This is a genomic window from Alcaligenes sp. WGS1538, assembly GCF_043187505.1.
Classification (GTDB): Bacteria; Pseudomonadota; Gammaproteobacteria; order Burkholderiales; family Burkholderiaceae_B; genus Alcaligenes.
The window spans coordinates 2197148-2219820 of sequence record NZ_CP171109.1 but is presented as its reverse complement, the minus strand read 5'-3'; the positions used below and the strand labels follow the sequence as shown (position 1 = coordinate 2219820).

Here is a 22673-nt window from a genome sequence, read left to right as displayed (position 1 = left end):
GGTGGTCAGGAGGTCGGCCTCACTTTATGGGCTTTCTTGTTCACGAACTCGCCCAGGCGCTCCTGCACGTCCCGCCCGGTCTGTACAACGGCCGCCATCAGGCCCTCGGTGAAGAGCCCTTCGGTGGCGGCCATGTCGCCAATGCGGCTGATCGAACTGACGATGGCGTAGTTCGACAGGACCGCATTGCCGGCAATGCGCTGCGCGAGCTCCAGGCCGAGCTCGTACGCGGATTTGGGGTTTGCGTCGGTGTTGCAGACGTAGTGGGCCAGGCCCAGGCGCTCGCCTTCGTGCGCGTCCAGCACCCGGCCGGTCAGCATCAGCTCCACCATGCGGTTGGCCGAGATGATCTTGGCGGTGCGCACCGTGGCGCCTCCGCCGGTGAAGATGCCGCGCGTGCCTTCAGGCAAGGCGAAGAAGGTGCTCTTGTCGGCGACCCGCACGTGCGCGGCGCTGGCCAGCTCCAGGCCGCCGCCCACGACGGCGCCCTGCAGGCAGGCGATCACGGGAATCCCGCCGTGCTGGATCTTGTCGAAGGCGCGATGCCAGCCCTGGCAGACGCGCAGGAAATCGACGGCGCTGCGCGCCTTGTCGTGGTGTTCCTTCAGGTCCAGGCCGGCGCAGAAATGATCGCCCTGCGCCTTCATCAGAATGACCCGTATGTGCTCGGGGACGTTGGAGAAATACGCGTCGATCTCGGCGATGGCTTCTTCGTCCAGCGCGTTGCGCTTGTGCGCCTTGTTCAGCGTGACGATACCGATGTCGTCCAGCTCGGTCGTGAGCAGGAAGGGTGCTGCCATAATCAAACTCCTAGAATGGGGAAGGGGTGTGCGCCGGCAGGCGCTAGCGCGGCGCGGCTTTGTCCGCCAGCCATTGGCGCAGCGCGGATTTCTGGATTTTTCCCGTGGCGGTCATGGGCATCTCGTCGATGAACACGACCCGATCCGGGCAGGACCACCTGGCGACCCGCCCTTCGTAGCGTGCGAGCACGTGGGCTTCGCTCAGATCGGCGCTCGGTTTCGGAACCACGAACAGGACAGGGCGTTCGCCCCATTTGTCATCCGCGTCCGCGACGCAGGCCGCCAGCTCGATCCGCGGTTCTTCCATCGCGATGTTCTCGATCTCGATGGACGAGATCCATTCGCCGCCCGATTTGATGACATCCTTGCTCCTGTCCGTAATGCGCAGGTAACCGTCCGCATCGATGGAACCCACGTCGCCGGTGCGGAACCAGCCGTCCTCGGTCGCGTCCTGCGCCTTTCCGTAGTAGCGCGCGATCACCCAGTTGCCCTGAACCATCAGGTGTCCGGTGCTGAGGCCGTCGTGCGGCAGGTCGCGCCCCTGGTCGTCGACGATCTTGAAGCGCACGCCAAAGAGCGCCCGCCCCTGGGAGGTCAGCATGTGCTGTTTTTCCTCGTCGGGCAGCGCTTCGTGCCGGGGCAGCAGCTGGCAGACCGTCCCCAGGGGAGAGGTCTCGGTCATGCCCCATGCGTGGCGCACCGTCACCTTGCGTTGCGCAAAGGAAGCGATCATGTGGGGCGGGCAGGCGGCGCCGCCGATCACGATGCGCCGCAGCGTGCTGAATGCCAGATCCTTCTCCTGGACGTGGTCGAGCACGTTCTTCCATACCGTGGGCACGCCCGCCGACAGGGTGACGCCGGTGCGCTCGCACAGTTCGTACAGGCGATTTCCTTGCATGCCGGCGCCGGGCAGCACGATCCGGGCGCCGGACAGCAGGGCGGAATAGGGCAGGCCCCAGGCATTGACGTGAAACATCGGCACCAGCGGCATGACGGTATCGTTCCCGGAGATGGACAGCGCGTTGGGATGGCATGATGCATAGGCATGCAGCACGGTGGAGCGGTGCGAGTACAGCGCGCCTTTGGGCTCCCCGGTGGTGCCGGAGGTGTAGCACAGGCCGCAGGCGGTGTTCTCGTCGAAGTCGGGCCACTGGAACCCGGCGGCGTCCTGGGCCAGCCAGGTTTCGTAGTCCTCGTCCGGCGCGCCCTGGCGGGCGGCGCCCATGCGCACCCAGTGCCGGACGCTGGGGCAGCGTTCCTGCAGGTAGGCCGCCAGTTCGCTGAAATGATCGTCGTAGAACAGCGCCGCATCCTGGGCGTCGTTGATGATGAAGGCGATCTGCTCGCGCGTCAGGCGGGGATTGACGGTGTGGCAGATGGCGCCCATGCCGGCCGTAACGTAATAGATTTCCAGATGGCGGTAGGTGTTCCATGCCAATGTCGCCACGCGGTCGCCTGGTTCCAGGCCCCGCTGCGCCATGCCCCGCGCCAGCGCCTGGACCCGTTGCGCGAATTCCCGATATGTGCAGACATGCAGTTCGCCCTGGTCCAGGGCCGTGATGATTTGCTGGGCGGGGTTGTTTTCTGCGGCATGCGTGAGAATGGAGCTGATGAGCAAGGGCATGCGCATCATGTTTGCGGCTGGCGCCATGGCAAGGTCTCCTTGTTGTATGGTTGGAGCATAGGCTGCTTCGTTAACGAGCCCAATTGCCAATTGCGACGCTGCATATGCAAAAACTGACAATATTCTGTTTGGGGGAGACATGGACCTGATGGCCGTCGACAGCGCCGATGCCGCGGACGTGAGCGCCGCGACGGTGTCGCTGGATCTGGTGCAGGATTGGCTGTCCAGTTTGCGGGCCGTGTGCGCCGAGTCTGTCCTGGATCATTGCCTGAGACAGGCCGGCATCGTCAAGGACTTCCTGGACCGGCCTGTCTCCCGGCTGACCCGCGACCAGCTGGTGCGTCTTTATCAGGAGGGCGCGCGGGCCACGGGCGATGAGATGATGGGCTTGTGGAGCCGGCCCATCCGTTCGGGTTCCTTGAAGTACATCGTGCGGGCTGTCCGGGATGCGCCGGCCATCGACGTGGCGCTATATCGCTTCACGCAGTTCTGGAATCTGCTGCTGGACGACTACAGCCTGAGCCTGGTCCAATCGGGCCAGACGCTGGGCGTCATGCTGGTGCCGCGCCGCGAACGGGCCGCGGTCAACCGTTTCGGGCACGCCCTGATGCTGAAGCTGACACACGGCATCGTCTCCTGGCTGGTCGGCCGCGAGGCTCCGGTGCAGGAGGTGGCGCTTGCCTTCGGGCGGCCGCCGTTCGCGGCCGATTACTCGATCCTGTTCCCCGCGCCTATGCAGTTCGACGCAAGGCGCTCGCAGATTCTGTTTCGCGCCGAGCTGGGCGCCATCCGCCCCGAACGCAGCCAGGCCGATGCGCGCCTGTTCCTTGAGCGGGCGCCGCGCGACTGGATCTTCACCTCGTATCGCGAGCATGCCTTGCGCCTGAAAGTGCGCGAGCTCTTGCACGCCGATCTGGGGCGTACGCTGGAAGAAGTATCCGGGAAGCTGCATATGTCGCCGCGTACGCTGATACGCAGGCTGGGCGGGGAGGGGCTGTCGTTCCAGGGCATCAAGGACGAGTTGCGCCGGGACCTGGCCATTTTCTATCTGGCGCGCCGGGAAGTGTCGCTGGCCGAGATCGCCTATGCGCTGAAGTTCAGTTCGCCGGCGACCTTTCATCGCGCATTCCGGCATTGGACGGGGATGACGCCGGGCGTGTACCGGGCAGCCCAGCGGGAACTGGGCTGACCTGACGCCGCAGCGGTCAGGATTTACGCTCGCCGCCCAGCACGCCGACCAGGTCGGCGATCAGGTTGGCCAGCTCGGCCGTCATCAGCGTCATGTCGGCATCGAAGATCTCGTCGTCGTTGACGGCGGTGACGTCCTGTTTTTCAGTCAGGATGTCCAGCGGGCTGACGCGCTTGATGTCCAGGGCGTCGGTCAGCACGAAGCTGATGCGCTCGGCCCAGGTCAGGGCCAGGCGCGTGCACTGCTTGCCGGCCTGCACGTGCTTGCGCACTTCCTCGATGTCCACGCTCTGCTTGACATAGCGCACGGCCGCGCCGCTGTCGCCGGTCGAGCGCAGCTCGGTGTCCTGGTCTATGGTGAAGTTGGCCGGCGGGTCATTGTCGATCAGCCAGGAAGTCATGACCGAGCCGGGCGACAGCTCCGTGTACAGGGGCAGGGCGGGGAAGGGCTCCACGCTCTTGGCAAGCAGCCCCAGCACTTCGTCGCTCTTGGCGGTGGCCGCCGCGTCGATGGCCAGCCAGTGGTTGCGGGTATCCAGCCACACGCGGGTGTCGCGGGACACGGCAAAGGCGCGCGGCATCAGCTCGGTGATGACCTGCTCCTTGATTTCCTTCATCTGCTTGCGGCCGGGCTTGTAGCCTTGCTGCTCTTCGATGTCGCGCGCCTTCTCGCGGGCGACCTGGTTGATGACGGTGGTGGGCAGCAGCTTCTTTTCGGCGCGCAGGGCGATCAGGTACTGGCCCTCGACCGCATGCACCAGGGCGTCGTTGTCACGCGGGCTGACCCAGCCCAGGCTCAGCGGCTCCTGGCTGGAGCCGGGCGTGAAGCGATGCTTGGCTAGTGCGTTTTCCAATTCCTGGGCGGAACATTTCCAATCGGGGGAGAGGCGATAGATGCGTAGATTCTTGAACCACATGGACACTAGGATAGGTAGACAGGAAAGAGAAGGCCGGGGTTTGCCCGCTGGAAGCGGACCCCGCCGCAAGGCAAAGCGTTGATTGTACGCGCAGAAGCCCGGACGCGTCCCCGTCCGTTTACCCGTGTTTGCATTTGGGCGGCTCGCGGAGCGCGTCAGGCATTGATGTCGTTGTGGCGCGTTTCGCGTACGAAGGGCAGGCCTATGGCCACGGTGAGCAGGCAGATGATGATGGGATACCACAGGCCGTCGTAGATATTGCCCGAGGCGGCGATCATGGCGAAGGACAATGGCGGCAGGAACCCTCCGAACCAGCCGTTGCCGATGTGGTAGGGCAGGCTCATGGAGGTGTAGCGGATGCGGATGGGAAACATCTCCACCAGCATGGCGGCAATGGGGCCGTAGACGGCCGTCACCAGGCCGACCAGATAGGTCAGCAGCAGGATCAGCATGACGGTGTCGACGTGTTCCGGGTCGGCTCGCTCCGGGTAGCCGTGCTGGCGGATGGCGCTGGTCAGCTGCGCCTTCAGTTCCCTGGACTGGCGCGCGAATTCCGCGCGCGCAAGGCCCGCGCCTTCGAAGCTGTCTATGGTCTGCGCACCGATGCGCACCTGCGCCACCTGGCCGGGGGCACCCGCCTGGTTGCTGTAGCTGACGGCATGGCTGGCCATGAAGGACTTGACGATGTCGCAGGAGCTGGTGAAGGAGTGCGTCCCCACGGGGTTGAACTGGAAGGAACAGGCGGCCGGGTCGGCGATGACGGTCACCGGCGCCTGCCGCTGCGCCTGCACCAGGGCCGGATTGGCGTAGTGCGCCAGGCCCTTGAAGGCGGGATAGTAGGTCAGCGCCGCCAGCAGGCAGCCGGCCAGGATGATGGGCTTGCGGCCGATGTGGTCCGACAGCCAGCCGAACAGCACGAACAGGGGCGTGGCCAGCAGCAGGGCGATGGCCATCATGGTCTGCGCGTGGTTGGCTTCCACGCCCAGGGTCTGGGTGATGAAGAACAGGGCGTAGAACTGACCCGTATACCAGACCACGCCCTGGCCGGCGGCCAGGCCGAAGAGCGCCAGCAAGGCGATGCGCAGGTTCTTCCAGCGCCCGAATGATTCCCTGATGGGCGCACTGGACAGCGCGCCTTGTTCCTTGATGTGCTGGAAGGCGGGCGACTCTTCCAGGTTCATGCGTATCCAGACCGAGATGCCCAGCAGCAGTACCGAGATCAGGAAGGGGATGCGCCAGCCCCAGGCCACGAAGGCCTCCTCGCCCAGGGCGCTGCGTATGCTCATGATGACCACCAGCGACAGCAGCAGGCCGACCGAGGCCGTGGTCTGGATCCAGCTGGTGTAGAAGCCGCGCCGGTGCTGGGGCGCGTGCTCGGCCACGTAGGTGGCGGCGCCGCCGTATTCGCCGCCCAGGGCCAGTCCCTGCAACAGGCGCAGCACGATCAGAATGATGGGGGCCGCGATGCCGATGGCTTCGTAGTTGGGCAGCACGCCGACCAGGAAGGTGGACAGCCCCATCAGCAGGATGGTGACAAGGAATGTGTACTTGCGGCCCACGCGGTCGCCGATGCGGCCGAACAGCAGGGCGCCGAAGGGACGCACGGCAAAGCCGGCGGCAAAGGCGAGCAGGGCGAAGATGAAGCCCGCGGTCGGATTGACCGCCGAAAAGAAATGCTGCGCCAGGATGGCGGCCATGGAGCCGTACAGGTAGAAGTCGTACCACTCGAACATGGTGCCCAGCGAGGAGGCGAATATGACTTTGCGTCCCTGGGCGTCGAGTTTGCCGCGGGCGGCGCGGGGCGCGGCGTCCAGGGCGTGGCTGGCGATCGTCTGCGGCATGCGTCAGGCTCTCCGTGGCGGGTTCAGCGGGAAGCTGACCCGCAGGCGTGTGCCGCTGGCCTGGCCGGCGCTCAGCGGCAGAAACTCGATGGTTGCGTCATGGATGTCCGCGATCTCGCGCACGATGGCCAGTCCCAGCCCGCTGCCGTCGGCCTGGTTGCCCATGATGCGGTAGAAGCGGTCGAAGACGCGCGACTGATGTTCGGGCGCGATGCCCGGACCGTTGTCCTCGATCTCCAGCCAGCCATGCTCCTGGTCTCGGCCCGTGCGCACGGTCACCCAGCCGCCGGCGGGCGTGTAGATCAGGGCGTTGTCCAGCAGGTTGTTCAGCAGCTCGCCCGCCATCACGCCGTCGGCCGGCAGCACCACGGGCTGCCCGGCGCTTTCCAGGCCCAGGTCCAGGCCCAGCTGCAGGGCGCGCGGCACCCATTGGGCGATGTGCTGTTCGGCCAGGGTGTTCAGCTCGATGGCCTGCGAGAGAGGCGCGCGCAGCGCATCGCCGCTTTCGGCGCGCGCCAGGGCCAGCATCTGGGTGACCAGTCGCGTGGCGCGCTCGGTGCCGCGCACCAGTTGGCGCAGGCTGGCTTCGGTCTGGACGGGGTCGTGTTCGCGCAGCGCCACTTCCGCCTGGGTCCGGATGCCGGCCAGCGGCGTTTTCAACTGATGCGCCGCATTGGCCACGAAGCGCCGCTGCGCGGCGGAATACTGCGCCTGGCGCTCCAGCAGCCCGTTCATGGCGTCGATCAGGGGCACGATCTCCGCCGGCGCCTGGTCGCGGTCCACGGGCGAGAGATCCCCGGGCGCGCGGGCCCGCAGCCGGGCCTGCAGCAGGTTCAGCGGCTCCAGGCCGTGCGTGAGCCCCAGGCCGGCCAGCATGGCGGCCAGGGGCACCAGGATGAACTGGGGCGTCAGCATGCCGATCAGGATCTCCCGGTGCAGCACCGAACGATGCTGGTTGGTCTCGGCCACAATGGCCAGAAAAGGCGTGTTCAGCCTGTCCCGCCCGCCCCATACATAGGCCAGGCGCAGGCTCTGGCCGTCCATCTCGACGTCCCGGTAGCGCAGGACATTGTTTTCATAGTCCCAGCTGTCGGGCAGGGGCAGGGCGGCGTTGCCGGCCAGGGGATCGCCGTTGGCGTCCCGGATCTGCCAGAGCGTGGGCGTGTCGCTGCCCAGGCGCAGGATGGTGTTGGCCGAGGCGGACAGTTCGACCCGTCCGTGCGCGTCCTGCTGGCTGATCTCGTGGCGCAGCAGGTCCAGGTGATCGCGCAGCGTGCGGTCGTAGGGCGAATTGGCGATATGCTGGGCGATGAAATAGGTGATGACGATGCCTATGGTCCACAGCAGGAACAGCGGGCCGAATATCCACAGCATGATCTTGTGGATCAGGGTGCGTTGCGCCGGCTTGGCCGGCGCCTTGCGCGAGCGGGCGGCCCGGTCGGGGGCGTCCTGGCGGGCGGACTGGGGCTGGGAATGCATGGACGGCCTTCAGGCGGGCGCGTCTTCCCGCAGCTTCTCGGGCTCCAGGCAATAGCCCAGGCCGCGTACGGTCATGATGCGCACTCCGCTGGGCTCCAGCTTCTTGCGCAGGCGGTGGATATAGACTTCGATGGCATTGGGAGTGACTTCCTCGCCCCATTCGCACAACAGGTCCACGAACTGGTTCTTGCTGATCATGCGGCCGCTGCGCGACAGGAAGATCTCCAGCAGGCTGGTTTCGCGCGCCGACAGCTCCAGGGGCTGGCTGTCTATGTAGGCCACCCGGCCCTTCAGGTCGAAGCTCAGGCGCTTGTGGTGCAGCATGGCGCTGCTGGTGCCGGTGCTGCGCCGCGTCAGGGCGCGCACGCGAGCCTCCAGTTCGGTCAGGGCGAAGGGCTTGGACATGTAGTCGTCCGCGCCCAGGTCCAGGCCGCGCACCCGCTGCTCCACCGTGTCGCTGGCGGTCAGGATGAGCACGGGCAGGCTGTCCTGGCGCTGGCGTATGGACTGCAGCACGGCCAGGCCATGCTTCTTGGGCAGGTCCAGGTCCAGGATCAGCAGGTCGAAACTTTGCAGCTGCAGAGCGGAGTCGGCGCTCTCGCCATCGTGCACCACATCCACGGCATAGCCCTCGTAGCGCAGGGAGCGGGAAAGTCCATCGGCGAGAATACTGTCGTCTTCGGCTATGAGTATGCGCATGTCCCTGGTTAAATCCGTGTTTTAAAAGCTGTTTTATATTGTTGCACAGGGCTTGCGCGAAGGTCATTAGGGGATAACGATGGACGTTGTGCGACTTTTGTGGATATCTGGTTATATATACAGTATAATTTGATGCAATAATTAAGTTTGGCTTTAAGTTTTACATTGCCGTGCCTGCCCATCGTGGCGCAATTCCATAGTCAAGGATTCTTCATGGACGACAAAAACAGCAAAGCAGTGGCCTCGGAACGTTCAAAAGCGCTGGCGGCCGCCCTTTCGCAGATCGAAAAGCAGTTTGGCAAGGGCTCCATCATGCGTTATGGCGACGACAGCGTCGAGCACGACATCCAGGTCGTCTCCACGGGGTCGCTGGGCCTGGATATCGCCCTGGGGGTCGGTGGTCTGCCGCGCGGTCGCGTCATCGAGATCTACGGTCCGGAATCGTCCGGCAAGACCACGCTCACCTTGCAGGTCATCGCTGAAATGCAGAAGCTCAAGGGCACCTGCGCCTTCATCGACGCCGAACACGCCCTGGACGTGCAGTACGCCCAGAAGCTGGGCGTGAACCTGGGCGACCTGCTCATCTCCCAGCCCGATACCGGCGAACAGGCCCTGGAAATCACCGAAGCCCTGGTGCGCTCCGGTTCGGTCGACCTCATCGTCATCGACTCGGTGGCGGCCCTCACGCCCAAGGCCGAAATCGAAGGCGACATGGGCGACGCCTTGCCCGGCCTGCAGGCCCGCCTGATGAGCCAGGCCCTGCGCAAGCTCACCGCCACCATCAAGCGCGCCAACTGCATGGTCATCTTCATCAACCAGATCCGCATGAAGATCGGCGTCATGTTCGGCAACCCCGAGACCACCACCGGCGGCAACGCGCTCAAGTTCTATTCCTCCGTGCGCCTGGACATCCGCCGCATCGGCTCCATCAAGCGCGGCGAGGAAATGATCGGCAACGAAACCCGCGTCAAGGTCGTCAAGAACAAGGTGGCCCCTCCCTTCAAGCAGACCGAATTCGACATCATGTACGGCAGCGGCATTTCCCGCGAAGGCGAGATCATCGACCTGGGCGTGCAGACCGGCGTGGTGGACAAGGCCGGCGCCTGGTACAGCTATGACGGCAACCGCATCGGCCAGGGCAAGGACAATGTGCGCGAATTCCTGAAAGAGCGCCCCGAGCTTGCCCGCGAGATCGAAAACAAGGTGCGCGAAAAACTGGGCGTGGCTCCCATGGCGGCGGCTGCACCCCGCTCAGCCAGCGCGGAAGCCTCCGTCACGCCTGAAGACGAAGCTTGATCTACCCGGGCGGGTTCGACGACGAACCCTTCGAAACCGACCCCGAGGAAGTCCAGGAGCGCCGGCAGCGCCAGCGCTCCAATTCGGCTTCGCTTTTTGCGGGTACACGAGTTCGCACCAATCCTGCGAAGGCGCCGGGCGACTCCCCTCAGGATTTCGAATCCCTTTCGGCAGCACCCAAGCGGGCAGGGCCGTCGCTCAAGGCACGCGCCTTGAATTACCTGTCGCGGCGCGAATACTCACGCCTGGAGCTGGGACGCAAGCTCTCAGCGCATGCCGACAGTCCGGAACAGCTGGAAGCGTTGCTGGACGAGCTCACGACGCAGAAATGGCTGTCCGACGAGCGTTTCGCCCAAAGCCTGGTCAATCGCCGTGCTTCCCGCGTGGGTACGCGCGTCATTCTGCAGGAATTGCGCCAGCACGGCCTGGATGCCGCGCAGACTGAAACCATCAAGGAAGAGCTGGCGGCCACGGAACTGGAGCGCGCCCGGCAGGTGTGGGCCAAGAAGTTCAGCACGCCGCCTGAAGACGCTCGCGCCTATGCCAAGCAATATCGCTTCATGGCCAGCCGCGGCTTTTCGGGGCGCATCCTGCAGCAGATCCTGGGCGACTGGGAAGACGAACCCGCCTAGCGCATTCTGCTGCCGGGCCCATTGCCTGCCGGCTTTCAGGCCTGGGCGGCCACGATCCCCTGCAAGGTCTTGAAGCACGTTTCGCGCGCCTGCTTCAGGAAGGCCTGTACATAATCCGCTTGAAGATCTTCGCTGCGCACCGCGGCATACAAGGTGCGCCATACGCCTTGCTCGCCCAGGCGGCAGGTGCGCAGCCATCCCTGGTTCAGGAATTCCGTCAGCGCCCAGTTGGGCAGGGCGGTCACGCCGCGCTGGCTGGCCACCAGCTGCACGATCATGGGCGTGAGTTCCGCCTGGCGCACGGCGGCCGGTTCTACGTCCGCAGGCTCCAGAAACTGTGTGAAGACGTCCAGCCGGCTGCGCTCGACGGGGTAGGTGATCAGCACCTGGTCGGCCAGCTGTACCGGTTCCACATAGCGGTACTGGGCGAGCGGATGCTGGCTGGCCACGGCCAGGATCAGCTCGTAGCGGAACAGCGGCGCATAGTGCACGTCGGCATCGTCCTGCGGGTCGGAGGTGATCACCACGTCCAGGTCGCCGCGCAGCAGGGCGGGCAGGGGGGCGAAAGAAAAGGCGGCGGACAGGTCCAGCGTGACGTCCGGCCATTGCTGGCGGAACGCATCCAGCGCCGGCATCAGCCATTGGAAACAGGAATGGCAGTCTATGGCCACGTGCAGCCTTCCCGTGCGGCCGGCAGCCAGGCGCTGAAGGTCTCGTTCAGCAGCGCGGACGCGCGGCAGGATGTCGTCGGCCAGGGCCAGGATGCGCAGCGCGGCGGTTGTCAGGCGCGCCGGGCGGGTGCGTCGGTTCAGCAACTGCACCTGCAGCCTGACTTCCAGGTCGCGCAACTGATGGGAGAGCGCCGATTGCGTGACGTGCAGCCGTTCGGCGGCCTCCTGCAGGCTGCCGCTGTCGCGGATGGCGCTCAAGGTTTCCAGATGTCGAATTTCAAGCATGTTGAATAAAACTCATGTTTAACATGGTGCATTTGATTTTTTTTCAATCAATTGTACAGGCACAATACCCTCCAGACGCCGTAACTGGGCTCTCCGATTATTATTTTTGGGTATATCATGACAATTATTCATAATTTGGGTTTTCCGCGCATGGGCAAGCAGCGCGAACTCAAACGCGCTCTGGAATCGTATTGGGCTGGCAAGGCGAGCCAGGAAGAATTGCTGGAGACCGGCAAGCAGTTGCGCGCCCGTCATTGGGACATCCAGGCCCGGGCCGGACTGGACCTGATCCCCGTGGGCGACTTCGCCTGGTATGACCAGATTCTGGAATGGAGCACTTTGCTGGGCGTGGTGCCGGCCCGCTTCGGCCAGGCCGACGATGCCCCCGTTTCCCTGGATACGCTGTTCCGCATGGCCCGCGGCCGCGCGCCCAGCGGCACGCCCGCCGCCGCCTGCGAAATGACCAAGTGGTTCGACACCAATTACCACTACATCGTGCCCGAGCTGGCGCCCGGCCAGACCTTTCGCATCGCCCGCGATTTCCTGTTCGAGCAGGTCGAAGAGGCCCAGGCCCTGGGCCATGCCGTCAAGCCGGTGATCCCCGGGCCGCTGACCTGGCTGTGGCTGGGCAAGGGCGACGCCTACGAAGGCCTGTCGGACGAGCGCAAGCTGGAATTGCTGCAGGCCTTGCTGCCGGTCTACGAACAGGTGCTGGCGCGCTTCCAGGCGCAAGGCGTGCAATGGGTGCAGATCGATGAGCCCATCCTGGTGCTGGACCTGCCGCAAGCCTGGCAGGACGCCTTCCGCCGCGTCTACCAGAACTTGAACCAGTCCGGGCTGCGCGTGCTGCTGGCCACGTATTTCGATGATCTGCGCGAGAATGTCGCCTTGCTCAAGGACCTGCCCGTGGCCGGCGTCCATGTGGACGGCGTGCGTGCGCCCGCGGCCCTGCAGGCTGTCCAGGCCGTGCTCGGCGCCGACCAGGTGCTGTCGGCCGGCGTCATTTCCGGCCGCAATATCTGGCGCACCGACCTGGACAAGGCGGTCGAGCTGCTCAAGCCCTTGCAGGCCGTCCTGGGCGAGCGCCTGTGGATCGCGCCATCCTGCTCGCTGCTGCATGTCCCCGTGGACCTGGACGGGGAGACCGGCCTGGATGCGGAGCTCAAGAGCTGGCTGTCCTTCGCCGTGCAGAAGCTCGATGAGCTCAAGTTGCTCGAAGGCTTGTTGAACGGTTCGCTGGATGCGCAAGGCGAACAGGACGTGCGGGCCCAGCGCGCCGCGTTGCAAAGCCGCCGCAGCTCCAGCCGTACCCGCAACCCCGCCGTTCAGGCCCGCATGGAAAAGATCGCCCAGGTGCAGCGCGAGCGTGCTCCTTTTGCTCAGCGCATCCAGGCCCAGCGTGAAAAACTGAATCTGCCTGCCTACCCCACGACCACCATCGGCTCCTTTCCGCAGACCACGGAAATCCGCACGGCCCGCCGCGACTGGCGCAACGGCTCCCTGAGCGATGCCGCCTACGAGAAGGCCATGCAGGCCGAGATCGAGCAGGTGATCCGTTTCCAGGAGCGTATTGGCCTGGACGTGCTGGTGCACGGCGAAGCCGAGCGCAACGACATGGTGGAGTATTTCGGCGAACTGCTGGGCGGCTTTGCCTTCACGCAGAACGGCTGGGTGCAGAGCTATGGTTCGCGCTGCGTGAAGCCGCCCATCATCTTTGGCGACGTGGTGCGTCCAGCCCCCATGAGCGTGGCCTGGTCCGCCTACGCCCAGTCCCTGACCGAGCTGCCCGTCAAGGGCATGCTGACCGGCCCGGTCACCATGCTGCAATGGTCCTTCGTGCGCGACGACCAGCCGCGCGCCGACACCTGCCGCCAGCTCGCCCTGGCCTTGCGTGACGAGGTCTCGGACCTTGAGAAAGCCGGCATCCACGTCATCCAGATCGACGAACCCGCCTTCCGCGAAGGCTTGCCGCTGCGCAAGGGCGACTGGCAGCAGTATCTGGATTGGGCCGTGGATTGCTTCCGCCTGTCCACCAGCGCCGTGGCGGATGACACGCAGATCCACACCCATATGTGCTATTCGGAGTTCAACGACATCATGGAATCCATCGCGGCCATGGACGCGGACGTGATCACGATCGAGACCTCGCGCTCCAACATGCTGTTGCTGGAGGCCTTCGAGAATTTCGAGTACCCCAACGACATAGGCCCCGGCGTGTACGACATTCACTCGCCCAATGTGCCCGAGACGGGCTGGATGGTGCGCCTGATGGGCGAGGCCGCCAAGCGCCTGCCCGCCGAGCGTCTCTGGGTGAATCCGGATTGCGGCCTGAAGACCCGCGGCTGGCCCGAGACCGAGGCTTCCTTGCTGGCGATGGTGCAGGCCGCCAGGACCTTGCGCGCCAGCGCCTGAAGCCAGTGTCCGTCTGGCGGTCGGACCTCGCATTGCGCGAGTGTCGTCCGCCGCCTGGCCGCACGCCTGGACGACCGCCTTGACGGCGGTCGTTTTTTTAGGCTCGAAATTTCATATATAAAGGGAAAAGCTCATAAAAAAACGGGTATGAACGGTCTGGAGTGTGCGTTCCTATTATGTAAGAGGCTGATACGGACAATACGAGGTGCGTTATACTTAGCCCGTTTCAACCCTGTGCCCTTGAACGTATAAATGCCTTTGCCCAAGCCGTCCGTCGCCCGTGAACCGCTGCATACTCGCACCATCAAGGTGGAGTCATTCATCCGGGAAGATGGCCTGTGGGATCTGGAAGCCGAGCTGATCGATGTGAAGTCCTATGATTTCCCCATTCGCGACGGCCAGATCCACAAGGCGGGCGATCCCGTTCATCACATGCACTTGCGCATCACCATCGATAGCGACTTCACCATCACCGACGCCCTGGCGGTGTATGACGCGGCGCCCTACGGGCAGAACTGCTCGTCCATCGCCGGCGCCTATGCCCAGTTGGTCGGCCTGAACCTGCTCAAGCAGTTCCGTCAACGGGTCAAGGAGCGCCTGGCGCGCTCGGCCGGCTGTACGCACTTGAGCGAACTGGCCCAGGTGCTGCCCACCGCCGCCGTGCAGACCATGGCGGGGCGGCGGCGCAGCAGCGGCGAATCGGAAATCCACCGAACCGACAGGCAGCCCTTCCATCTGGACGGCTGCCACGCCTTGCGCCTGAACGGCCCGGTGGTCAAGGAGTTCTATCCCGTTTGGTACAGGCCGGATGCGCCGGCCCGGGATTCATAGTTTCTGGTTTGTTCAGGTCCCGGGCTCCGGTCCAGGGTTCCTGCCTTTTTTTATTGTGTTTTTAGACTGACAGGTATCACATGAAAATTCACGAATATCAGGGCAAGTCGCTGCTTAAGCAGTTTGGCGTTGCCGTGCCGCGCGGAATTCCTGCCTTCTCCGTCGACGAGGCTGTGGCGGCCGCACAGGAGCTGGGTGGCTCCGTGTGGGTCGTCAAGGCCCAGATCCACGCCGGCGGCCGTGGCAAGGGCGGCGGCGTCAAGCTGGCCCGCTCCATCGACGAAGTGCGTCAACTGGCCTCGGAAATCCTGGGCATGCAGCTGATCACGCACCAGACCGGTCCTGAAGGCCAGAAGGTGGGCCGCCTGCTGATCGAAGAAGGCGCGGACATCAAGAAAGAATACTACGTGGGCATCGTGACCGACCGCGCCTCGCAGCGCGTGGCCGTCATGGCCTCCAGCGAAGGCGGCATGGAGATCGAAGAGGTCGCCGCCCACTCGCCCGAAAAGATCCTGAAGGAATTCGTGGATCCCGCCCTGGGCCTGACGGTCGAGCAGGCCACCAAGCTGGCCCGCGGCATCGGCGTGCCCGACGCTTCCGTGGAGAAGGCCGCCGCCGAGTTCCAGAAGCTGTACAAGGCCTACACCGAGACCGACGCCGAACTGGCCGAGATCAACCCCCTGATCCTGACCGGCTCGGGCGACATCATCGCCCTGGATGCCAAGTTCAACTTCGACGGCAACGCGCTGTTCCGCCATCCCGACATCGTCGCCTTCCGCGACCTGGCCGAAGAAGACCCTGCCGAGGTCGAAGCCAGCAAGTACGACCTGGCCTACATCCAGCTGGACGGCAACATCGGCTGCCTGGTGAACGGCGCCGGTCTGGCCATGGCCACCATGGACACCATCAAGCTGTTCGGCGGCGAGCCCGCCAACTTCCTGGACGTGGGCGGCGGCGCAACCGCCGAGAAAGTCACCGAAGCCTTCAAGATCATGCTGGCCAACAAGGGCGTCAAGGCCATCCTGGTCAACATCTTCGGCGGCATCATGCGCTGCGACGTCATCGCCGAAGGCGTGATCGCCGCGTGCAAGGCCGTCAACCTGAACGTGCCTCTGGTCGTGCGCATGAAGGGCACCAATGAAGAGCTGGGCAAGAAGATGCTGGCCGAATCCGGCCTGCCCATCATCAGCGCGGACACCATGGCTGAAGCCGCGACCGCCGTCGTCGCCGCCGCCAAGTAAGAAAAGGTTGAGGATTAGCAAATGTCGATTCTGATCAATAAAGACACCAAAGTCATCACGCAAGGGATCACCGGCAAGACCGGCCAGTTCCACACCCGCATGTGCCGCGAGTACGGCAACGGCATGGAAGCCTTCGTGGCCGGCGTGAACCCCAAGCGCGCCGGCGAAGATTTCGAAGGCATCCCGATCTACGCCTCCGTCTCCGACGCCAAGGCCGAGACCGGCGCCACTGTTTCGGTCATCTACGTGCCGCCGGCAGGCGCGGCCGCCGCCATCTGGGAAGCCGTTGAGGCCGATCTGGACCTGGTGATCTGCATCACCGAAGGCATCCCCGTGCGCGACATGCTGGAAGTGCGCAACCGCATGCGCGCCGAAAACCGCAAGACCCTGCTGCTGGGCCCGAACTGCCCCGGCCTGATCACCCCCGATGAAATCAAGATCGGCATCATGCCCGGTCACATCCATCGCAAAGGCCGCATCGGCGTGGTCAGCCGTTCCGGCACGCTGACTTACGAAGCCGTGGCGCAAGTCACCGAGCTGGGCCTGGGCCAGTCCTCGGCCGTGGGCATCGGCGGCGACCCGATCAACGGCCTGAAGCACATCGACGTGCTGAAGATGTTCAACGACGATCCTGACACCGACGCCGTCATCATGATCGGCGAGATCGGCGGTCCGGACGAAGTGAACGCCGCCCTGTGGGCCAAGGACAACATGACCAAGCCCGTGGTCGGCTTCATCGCCGGCGTGACCGCGCCTCCCGGAAAACGCATGGGCCACGCCGGTGCGCTGATCTCCGGCGGCGCCGACACGGCCGACGCCAAGCTGGAAGTGATGGAAGCCTGCGGCATCCGCACGACCCGCAATCCTTCCGAAATGGGCAAGCTGCTCAAGTCGGTGCTGTAAGAAGTCCAGGCCCGCCTCGGCGGGCCTTTTGTCCGGCCGCTTCGCGGCCGGGCGCCAGCGGCCAGCCGGTTTCGCCAAGAAGAACACCATTCCGGCGCATTCCTTCCCGAATCTGGCCAGCCTGCACGCACGCTGAATTACGTAACAAAAGAAAACAGCCCATGCCGCGTTTTCGGCTTGCCGTCCATTTCGTGGCCTGCATGCCATTCGGATTTGCCAGGCATGGAACAGTCCGCGGGGACTGTCCCATGTTCGTGCTCATCCCCCAAGGGGAGCTTTTCCCCTGGAGCGGTCCGGCGTAAAAATACGGCGCCTGCCCATGAACATGGAGCGGCGGATAATTTATAGCTGTAACGGGAACTACTATGATTGAATTTCTGCAATCGCTCCATTGGGGGTCATTGTTCCAGATTGTCCTGATCGACATTCTGCTGGGGGGAGACAACGCGGTCGTGATCGCCCTTGCATGCCGCAACCTGCCCAAGCAGCAGCGCATGCAAGGCATTCTGTGGGGGACCGCGGGCGCCATCATCCTGCGCGTGGTCCTGATCTTCTTCGCCCTGACGCTGCTGGGCATTCCTTTCCTGAAGGTCGTCGGCGCCTTGCTGCTGCTGTGGATCGGCATCAAGCTGCTGATGCCCGACGATGACGAGCATGGCAACATCCAGGGCGCGAGCTCCATCTGGGCGGCCGTCAAGACCATCATCGTGGCCGACTTCGTCATGAGTCTGGACAACGTCATCGCGATCGCCGGCGCGGCCCAGAACGCCCATCTGGACCATCAGCTGGGCTATGTGATCTTCGGCCTGCTGCTGAGCGTGCCCATCATCATCTGGGGCAGCACCCTGGTGCTCAAGCTCATCGACCGCTTCCCCGTCGTGGTCACCTTCGGTGGCGCCTTGCTGGGCTGGATCGCCGGCGGCATGCTGGTGACCGACGCCTTTGTGGAAAATCAATTCGGCGTGGTCGCGCAGCCTGTTAAACTGGGGGTTGAGATCGTCTGCGCCCTGCTCGTGGTGGCTGTCGGCAAATGGCTGGCCAGCCGCAAGGGCTCCACCAAGGAAAGTTAAGTCAATGGCAATTTTCAAATCTTCCGACGCCAAGTCCCAGGAAAGCGGCCTGTCGCTGCTGCAAGGGCTGGGCATCCTGGCCGTCATCGGCATCGTCGCCGCCGCTGTTCTGCGCTACTTCGCCGCATGATGGCAGTGGCTGCACCCCAGGAACTGGTCATCGCCACCCGCGCCAGTCAACTGGCGCTGTGGCAGGCCGAGCACGTCCGCGGCCTCCTGCAGCAGTTGTACCCGCAATGCCGCGTCAGCCTGCTGGAGATGACCACCCGCGGCGACACCATTCTGGATCGCACGCTGTCCAAGGTCGGCGGCAAGGGCCTGTTCGTCAAGGAGCTTGAAACCGCCTTGCTGGACGGCCGCGCCCATCTGGCCGTCCACTCCCTGAAAGACGTGCCGGTGGACCTGCAGTCCCCGTTCGCCTTGCCCGTCATCATGGAGCGCGAGGATCCGCGCGACGCCTTCGTCTCCAACGACTACGACAACCTGGCCGCGCTGCCGGCCGGCGCCGTGGTCGGCACCTCCAGCCTGCGCCGCGAATCCCAGATCCGCGAGCGTTACCCCCATCTGGAAGTGCGGCCCCTGCGCGGCAATGTCCAGACCCGCCTGGCCAAGCTGGACCGTGGCGAGTACGCCGCCATCATCCTGGCCTCCGCGGGGCTGCGACGCCTGGGCCTGGCCGAGCGCATCCGCGACTACATATCCGTGGAAGACAGCCTGCCCGCGGCCGGCCAGGGCGCCCTGGGCATCGAGATCCTCGAAACACGCCAGGACGTGGCCCAGTGGCTCGCGCCCCTGGCCGACGCTTCGAGCACCGCCTGTGCGCTGGCCGAGCGCGCCGTCTCGCGCGCATTGGGCGGCTCCTGCCAGGTCCCCCTGGCGGCCTACGCCATCTTGCAGGGGGACAATCTGGAATTGCGGGGCCTGGTGGCCGAGCCCGACGGTTCCGTGGTCTATCGGGCACAGGCCCATGGTCCGGCGCGAGACGCCGAAGCCCTGGGTCAGGCCTTGGCGCAGGATCTGAAAGAGCAGGGCGCCCAGGCCATCCTGGACCGCCTGCTATCCGAATCGCCCCAAGGGCGCTGATACGGAATGGGCATGCCCAAGGCTGTGTTGACGCGGCCGGCAGGCCGAAATGAAACCCTGGCGGCCGCCCTGGCCGCACAGGGTTTTTCTTCTCTGGTGCTGCCTGCCCTGGAACTGCTGCCGCTGGATCTGTCCGGCGAGCGCTGGCAGGACCCGGCGGATTACGACCTGCTCATGTTCGTCAGCGGCAATGCCGCCGCTTTCTACTTCTCCGCCCTGGGCGAACGTGGCCGGCGCTGGCCCGAAGGCGTGCGGCTGGCTGCCGTCGGCGCGGCCACGGCGCGGGCGCTGCTGGCTCAGCCTGGCGTGCCTCCATCGGCCGTCATCCAGCCTCGCGATCCCGCCTCGCTGCAGGACTCCGAGGCCCTCTGGCCGGAGATCGAGCCTTTACTGGGGCAGTTGCGCCGCGTTCTGATCGTGCGCGGGCAGACCGGGCGCGAATGGCTGGGCGAGCGCCTGGAGCAGGCAGGCGTGCAGGTGCAGCGGCTGGCCGTCTACCGACGCTGTCCGACGGTCTGGAACGAGGACCAGGCGCGCCTGGTCCGACAGGCCCTGGATGAACCCATGGCAGTCCTGCTGAGCAGTTCCGAAAGCGTGGATGCGGTGCTGGCCAATGTGCAGCGCCTGGACATGATCGAGCGCTGGGCGGCCGCCTGCCGCTACGTGGTCATCCATCCGCGCATTCAGGAACGTTTACAATCCCGCTTGGATCAGGCTGGAATCGCCGGGCGTCCGGTGGTACAAAGATGTACGCCGGACGACGGCGCCATTGTCGCAGCCATGACGGCGGCGCTCTCGCGCGACTAGCCTCACACGGATTACAATCTTGCCATGAACGCTAAAACAGATAACGCATCCGCAAGCGAACCGGGGCCAAGCGTGCCCGGCCCGGAAGCCGCCAAGGCGTCCGCTTCCTATCCGGGCGCCGCTGCGCCGCGCGCGCCCGAACGCCGCCGCAAGAGCGGCGCCGGCCCGGCCTATGCCCTCACGGCCGTCGTGGTCGCGCTGGCGGCCGCGGCCCTGTGGTATCAGAACAGCAGCATCCAGCAGTACAAGGACGAGCTTCAGGGCCAGTTGGCCGCCAACATCAGCGCCACGCAGCAGGCCAATCAGCGCGCCGAGCAGGCGCTTGCGCAGTTGCAGCGCCAGTCCGACAAACTGAACGCCCTCGAACAGTCCTACCGGGATTCCACCGAACAGTTCCAGGACCTGAGCCAGGCTTTCCAGACCATGACGGACAGCGGCTCGGACCTGATTCTTTTGAACGATATCGATCACCTGGCCACCATCGCTCAACAGCAGCTGCTGCTGGGCGGCAACGTGGCCAACGCCATCGTCTCCCTGGAAGCCGCGCAGGCCCAGTTGGCGCGGGCCAACCGCGTGCGCCTGGCGCCGCTGCAACAGACCCTGAACGGGGACCTGGACCGCCTGCGCGCCGCTGCCACCGTGGACGTGGCCTCTTTGTCGCGCCAGCTGGACACCTTGTCGCGCTATGTCTCCGAAGCGCCATTGCTCGTGCCCGACGATGTCGCCGGCGGCGCCAGCACCCAGGCGCTGGACCTGCAGCCCGAGCAACAGGCGAGCGCCGAGCTGCCCGCCGACGCATCCTGGTGGGCGCGCAGCTGGAACGCCGTGGAGCAGTGGAGCGCGGAAGCGTGGCGGTCCGTGACGCATGATCTGGGGCAGTTCGTGTCGGTGCGGCGTGTGGACGATGCGGCCGCGCTGCTGATGTCGCCCGACCAGGCGGCCCGCCTGCGCGAAAACCTGCGCCTGCGCATCATGACCGCCCAGCTGGCCATGATGATGAACCAGTCTTCGGTCTGGCAGACCGAGCTGGATGCCGTGATCACCGCGCTGGAGAAACGGTTCGACTTGCAGTCCAATGAGGTGCAGCAGGCCTTGCGGCTGACCCGTCAACTGCAGGACGCCCAGATCGGCGCCCGTCTGCCCACGGTCAACAATACCTTGGCCGCCATCGAAAGCCTGCGCCAGGCCGAGGCGGGCCGCGCCCAGGACAGGCAGCCGGCGGCTCCGTCCACGGAAGCTCCTGCCCAGGAGCCCGAATCCGAATCCTCCCCCGGCGAACAGCCGGCCCAGGAGCCGCCTGCTCCCGCTGCGAGCCAATCCGAAGCCGGCGATGCCGCGCAGGCGACCAATGCCGTGGTCGGGCAGGCGCAGGGGTAAGCGATGCGTACTTGGTTCTGGACTCTCATTCTGTTCATTGCCGCCGTGGCGCTTGCCTTGGTGCTGCGTGAACACGCCGGCAATGTCTATCTGGCCACGCCGCATCATCTGGTGCGCTCCTCCCTGACTTTCGTCGTCTTGTCCCTGCTGGCCCTGTTCGTGGCCCTGTACATTTTGCTGCGGTTGCTGGCCTGGGTCAGCGGCGGTCCGGAGCGATTCCGGCTGTGGCGCGGCCGGCGCGCCCAGAAGCGCGACCAGACCTTGCTGGAAGCGGGCTGGATCAGCATCCTGGAAGGGCGCTACGACCAGGCCGAGAAAGACATGATGAAGCTCATGAGCAAGACCCGCTCGCAGAGCAGCAAGGTCGTCGCCGGCCTGGCCGCGGCCCGCGCCGCGCATTACCAGGGCGACATGACCCAGCGTGATGAAGCCCTGGCGGCGGCTCGCGCCGCCGCCGGCGAAGACACGCGCCTGAAGGAGGCCAGCGCCGTCGCCTCCGCCGAAATGTATCTGGACCAGAATCGCGCCCAGCAGGCCATAGCCCTGCTGCAGCCCCTGCAGGACGCCAGTTCGCGTCACCTGCACGCCACCCGGCTGCTGCTGCGCGCCTACAGGCAGCAAGGCGACGCCGAACGTGTCTACGAGCTGACCCGCCTGCTCATGCGCCGCAGCGGCATCGAACGCCAGGAAGCATTGGGACATATCGAGTTCGCGGCGGCAGCCCGGCTGCGTGCCGGCGGCAGCGAGCAGTTCAAGACACTGTGGTCGGACCTGAAAGCCGACGAAAAGCTGCTGCCGGGCGTGGCCCTGGAAGCCGCCCTGATCCAGGAGCGCGAAGGCAACTACGAAGACGCGGGCCGCATCCTGGAGCCGGCCATTGCCGCCAGTTTCGACGCTCGCCTGCTGGAAGCCTACGCGCGATGCCCCGCCGAGCAGGTCGGCCGCCGCCTGGCCAAGGCGGAGGAATGGCTGCGCAGCCAGCCCAACAATCCCGTCCTGCTGTCCACGCTGGGCCATCTGTGCCTGACCAGCCAGCTCTGGGGGCAGGGGGAGCATTACCTGCTGCGCAGCCTGAAGATCCAGGGCGACCTGCGCAACCACGCGCTGCTGGGCAATCTGTACGACAGCCTGGGACGCCGGGACGAAGCGGTGGCTTATTGGCGCAAGGCCGCCTCCATGGCCGGCACGCTGCCGGTGCTGACGGTGGCCGGCGCCTTGCCGGCGGCCGACACCCGCATGGATCCCGCGCACATCGACGGCGACAGCCTGCCCTCGGACCAGCAAGCCCAGGACCCGCCCTACGGCGCCAGCGCCGTGGCGGTCGACCTGCCCGACAGCGGTCGTCCTCTGCCCGTGGTGGAGCCCATCAAACCGGCCCCCACGCCCAGCCAGGACGCGCTCACATCCTCGTCGGACCTGGATGATTATTTCGATACGGCGCCCATCCCCGGCGTCGATCTTTCCCAGACTTCGGACCGTCCCCGACGCTCCAACGATTAACCCTCACCATCTTTTTT

Annotated in this window: 20 protein-coding genes; 13 read left to right on the top strand and 7 right to left on the bottom strand. The window is 65.2% G+C overall.

What is annotated here, in order from left to right; translation table 11 throughout:
* Positions 1-5: 5 nt before the first annotated feature.
* Complete coding sequence (locus ACF3ND_RS10330) at positions 6-800, bottom strand: crotonase/enoyl-CoA hydratase family protein (protein WP_394060121.1); 795 nt, start codon at positions 798-800, stop codon at positions 6-8.
* Between the two features lie 43 nt (positions 801-843).
* Entirely contained in the window at positions 844-2451 is a 1608-nt protein-coding gene (locus ACF3ND_RS10325; protein WP_394060119.1) for a long-chain-fatty-acid--CoA ligase, read from the bottom strand.
* Between the two features lie 112 nt (positions 2452-2563).
* Here ACF3ND_RS10325 and ACF3ND_RS10320 point away from each other — a divergent pair, with 112 nt between their 5' ends.
* Positions 2564-3613 (top strand): AraC family transcriptional regulator ligand-binding domain-containing protein, encoded by a 1050-nt coding sequence (locus ACF3ND_RS10320; RefSeq protein WP_394060118.1) that lies wholly within the window; start codon positions 2564-2566, stop codon positions 3611-3613.
* Between the two features lie 16 nt (positions 3614-3629).
* Here ACF3ND_RS10320 and ACF3ND_RS10315 read toward each other — a convergent pair whose 3' ends face one another.
* The 4 genes from ACF3ND_RS10315 to ACF3ND_RS10300 form a co-directional block, all read right to left on the bottom strand.
* On the bottom strand, positions 3630-4529 hold the full coding sequence (locus ACF3ND_RS10315; RefSeq protein ID WP_394060116.1) for a recombination-associated protein RdgC: 900 nt from the start codon (positions 4527-4529) through the stop codon (positions 3630-3632).
* A 155-nt stretch (positions 4530-4684) separates the two neighbouring features.
* The gene (locus tag ACF3ND_RS10310) at positions 4685-6262 is read right to left on the bottom strand and encodes an MFS transporter (RefSeq protein ID WP_394065820.1); all 1578 of its coding nucleotides are present in this window, start codon (positions 6260-6262) and stop codon (positions 4685-4687) included.
* A 111-nt stretch (positions 6263-6373) separates the two neighbouring features.
* A complete protein-coding gene (locus tag ACF3ND_RS10305) occupies positions 6374-7849 on the bottom strand; it encodes a sensor histidine kinase N-terminal domain-containing protein (protein WP_394060114.1) in 1476 nt (491 codons plus the stop codon).
* A 9-nt stretch (positions 7850-7858) separates the two neighbouring features.
* Entirely contained in the window at positions 7859-8548 is a 690-nt protein-coding gene (locus ACF3ND_RS10300) for a response regulator (RefSeq protein WP_394060112.1), read from the bottom strand.
* A gap of 213 nt (positions 8549-8761) precedes the next feature.
* Here ACF3ND_RS10300 and recA point away from each other — a divergent pair, with 213 nt between their 5' ends.
* Together recA and recX are read left to right on the top strand one after the other, a co-directional pair.
* Entirely contained in the window at positions 8762-9844 is a 1083-nt protein-coding gene (recA, locus tag ACF3ND_RS10295; protein ID WP_394060110.1) for a recombinase RecA, read from the top strand.
* Positions 9841-10476 (top strand): recombination regulator RecX, encoded by a 636-nt coding sequence (gene recX / locus ACF3ND_RS10290; protein WP_394060108.1) that lies wholly within the window; start codon positions 9841-9843, stop codon positions 10474-10476. Before recA ends, recX begins: the two co-directional genes overlap by 4 nt.
* Positions 10477-10511: 35 nt before the next feature.
* Here the strand turns inward: recX and ACF3ND_RS10285 are convergent, their stop codons facing one another.
* Positions 10512-11432: a LysR substrate-binding domain-containing protein gene (locus tag ACF3ND_RS10285; protein WP_394060106.1), complete on the bottom strand. Its 921-nt coding sequence runs from the start codon at positions 11430-11432 to the stop codon at positions 10512-10514.
* A gap of 117 nt (positions 11433-11549) precedes the next feature.
* Here ACF3ND_RS10285 and metE point away from each other — a divergent pair, with 117 nt between their 5' ends.
* The 10 genes from metE to ACF3ND_RS10235 all read left to right on the top strand — a co-directional run bounded on the left by metE (position 11550) and on the right by ACF3ND_RS10235 (position 22656).
* Complete coding sequence (metE, locus tag ACF3ND_RS10280; RefSeq protein ID WP_394060104.1) at positions 11550-13844, top strand: 5-methyltetrahydropteroyltriglutamate--homocysteine S-methyltransferase; 2295 nt, start codon at positions 11550-11552, stop codon at positions 13842-13844.
* Between the two features lie 252 nt (positions 13845-14096).
* The gene (locus ACF3ND_RS10275; protein WP_394060102.1) at positions 14097-14675 is read left to right on the top strand and encodes a DUF2889 domain-containing protein; all 579 of its coding nucleotides are present in this window, start codon (positions 14097-14099) and stop codon (positions 14673-14675) included.
* An 80-nt stretch (positions 14676-14755) separates the two neighbouring features.
* Positions 14756-15916 carry an ADP-forming succinate--CoA ligase subunit beta gene (gene sucC / locus ACF3ND_RS10270; RefSeq protein ID WP_394060100.1) on the top strand — a complete coding sequence of 387 codons (1161 nt, stop codon included), beginning with the start codon at positions 14756-14758 and terminating at the stop codon, positions 15914-15916.
* A 21-nt stretch (positions 15917-15937) separates the two neighbouring features.
* On the top strand, positions 15938-16819 hold the full coding sequence (gene sucD / locus ACF3ND_RS10265; protein ID WP_394060098.1) for a succinate--CoA ligase subunit alpha: 882 nt from the start codon (positions 15938-15940) through the stop codon (positions 16817-16819).
* Between the two features lie 365 nt (positions 16820-17184).
* Positions 17185-17889: a TerC family protein gene (locus ACF3ND_RS10260; protein ID WP_394060096.1), complete on the top strand. Its 705-nt coding sequence runs from the start codon at positions 17185-17187 to the stop codon at positions 17887-17889.
* A gap of 4 nt (positions 17890-17893) precedes the next feature.
* Positions 17894-18019, top strand: coding sequence for a hypothetical protein (locus ACF3ND_RS10255; protein WP_394060094.1), 126 nt, complete (start codon positions 17894-17896; stop codon positions 18017-18019).
* 5 nt (positions 18020-18024) lie between these two features.
* Complete coding sequence (gene hemC, locus ACF3ND_RS10250; protein WP_394065819.1) at positions 18025-18972, top strand: hydroxymethylbilane synthase; 948 nt, start codon at positions 18025-18027, stop codon at positions 18970-18972.
* Positions 18973-18984: 12 nt separating this feature from the next.
* Positions 18985-19779, top strand: coding sequence for a uroporphyrinogen-III synthase (locus ACF3ND_RS10245; RefSeq protein WP_394060092.1), 795 nt, complete (start codon positions 18985-18987; stop codon positions 19777-19779).
* Positions 19780-19803: 24 nt separating this feature from the next.
* Entirely contained in the window at positions 19804-21156 is a 1353-nt protein-coding gene (locus ACF3ND_RS10240) for a uroporphyrinogen-III C-methyltransferase (protein WP_394060090.1), read from the top strand.
* A gap of 3 nt (positions 21157-21159) precedes the next feature.
* Positions 21160-22656: a heme biosynthesis HemY N-terminal domain-containing protein gene (locus ACF3ND_RS10235; RefSeq protein WP_394060088.1), complete on the top strand. Its 1497-nt coding sequence runs from the start codon at positions 21160-21162 to the stop codon at positions 22654-22656.
* The last annotated feature ends 17 nt before the right edge of the window (positions 22657-22673 follow it).

Coding starts and splice junctions, on each gene's coding strand:
- ACF3ND_RS10300 (WP_394060112.1), bottom strand. CDS start 8,548: ATGCGCATACTCATAGCCGAAGACGACAGTATTCTCGCCGATGGACTT.
- ACF3ND_RS10240 (WP_394060090.1), top strand. CDS start 19,804: ATGAACGCTAAAACAGATAACGCATCCGCAAGCGAACCGGGGCCAAGC.
- ACF3ND_RS10285 (WP_394060106.1), bottom strand. CDS start 11,432: ATGCTTGAAATTCGACATCTGGAAACCTTGAGCGCCATCCGCGACAGC.
- ACF3ND_RS10305 (WP_394060114.1), bottom strand. CDS start 7,849: ATGCATTCCCAGCCCCAGTCCGCCCGCCAGGACGCCCCCGACCGGGCC.
- ACF3ND_RS10320 (WP_394060118.1), top strand. CDS start 2,564: ATGGACCTGATGGCCGTCGACAGCGCCGATGCCGCGGACGTGAGCGCC.
- metE (WP_394060104.1), top strand. CDS start 11,550: ATGACAATTATTCATAATTTGGGTTTTCCGCGCATGGGCAAGCAGCGC.
- ACF3ND_RS10325 (WP_394060119.1), bottom strand. CDS start 2,451: ATGGCGCCAGCCGCAAACATGATGCGCATGCCCTTGCTCATCAGCTCC.
- sucD (WP_394060098.1), top strand. CDS start 15,938: ATGTCGATTCTGATCAATAAAGACACCAAAGTCATCACGCAAGGGATC.
- ACF3ND_RS10315 (WP_394060116.1), bottom strand. CDS start 4,529: ATGTGGTTCAAGAATCTACGCATCTATCGCCTCTCCCCCGATTGGAAA.
- ACF3ND_RS10275 (WP_394060102.1), top strand. CDS start 14,097: ATGCCTTTGCCCAAGCCGTCCGTCGCCCGTGAACCGCTGCATACTCGC.
- ACF3ND_RS10260 (WP_394060096.1), top strand. CDS start 17,185: ATGATTGAATTTCTGCAATCGCTCCATTGGGGGTCATTGTTCCAGATT.
- recA (WP_394060110.1), top strand. CDS start 8,762: ATGGACGACAAAAACAGCAAAGCAGTGGCCTCGGAACGTTCAAAAGCG.
- sucC (WP_394060100.1), top strand. CDS start 14,756: ATGAAAATTCACGAATATCAGGGCAAGTCGCTGCTTAAGCAGTTTGGC.
- ACF3ND_RS10310 (WP_394065820.1), bottom strand. CDS start 6,262: ATGTTCGAGTGGTACGACTTCTACCTGTACGGCTCCATGGCCGCCATC.
- ACF3ND_RS10235 (WP_394060088.1), top strand. CDS start 21,160: ATGCGTACTTGGTTCTGGACTCTCATTCTGTTCATTGCCGCCGTGGCG.
- ACF3ND_RS10245 (WP_394060092.1), top strand. CDS start 18,985: ATGCCCAAGGCTGTGTTGACGCGGCCGGCAGGCCGAAATGAAACCCTG.
- ACF3ND_RS10330 (WP_394060121.1), bottom strand. CDS start 800: ATGGCAGCACCCTTCCTGCTCACGACCGAGCTGGACGACATCGGTATC.
- ACF3ND_RS10255 (WP_394060094.1), top strand. CDS start 17,894: ATGGCAATTTTCAAATCTTCCGACGCCAAGTCCCAGGAAAGCGGCCTG.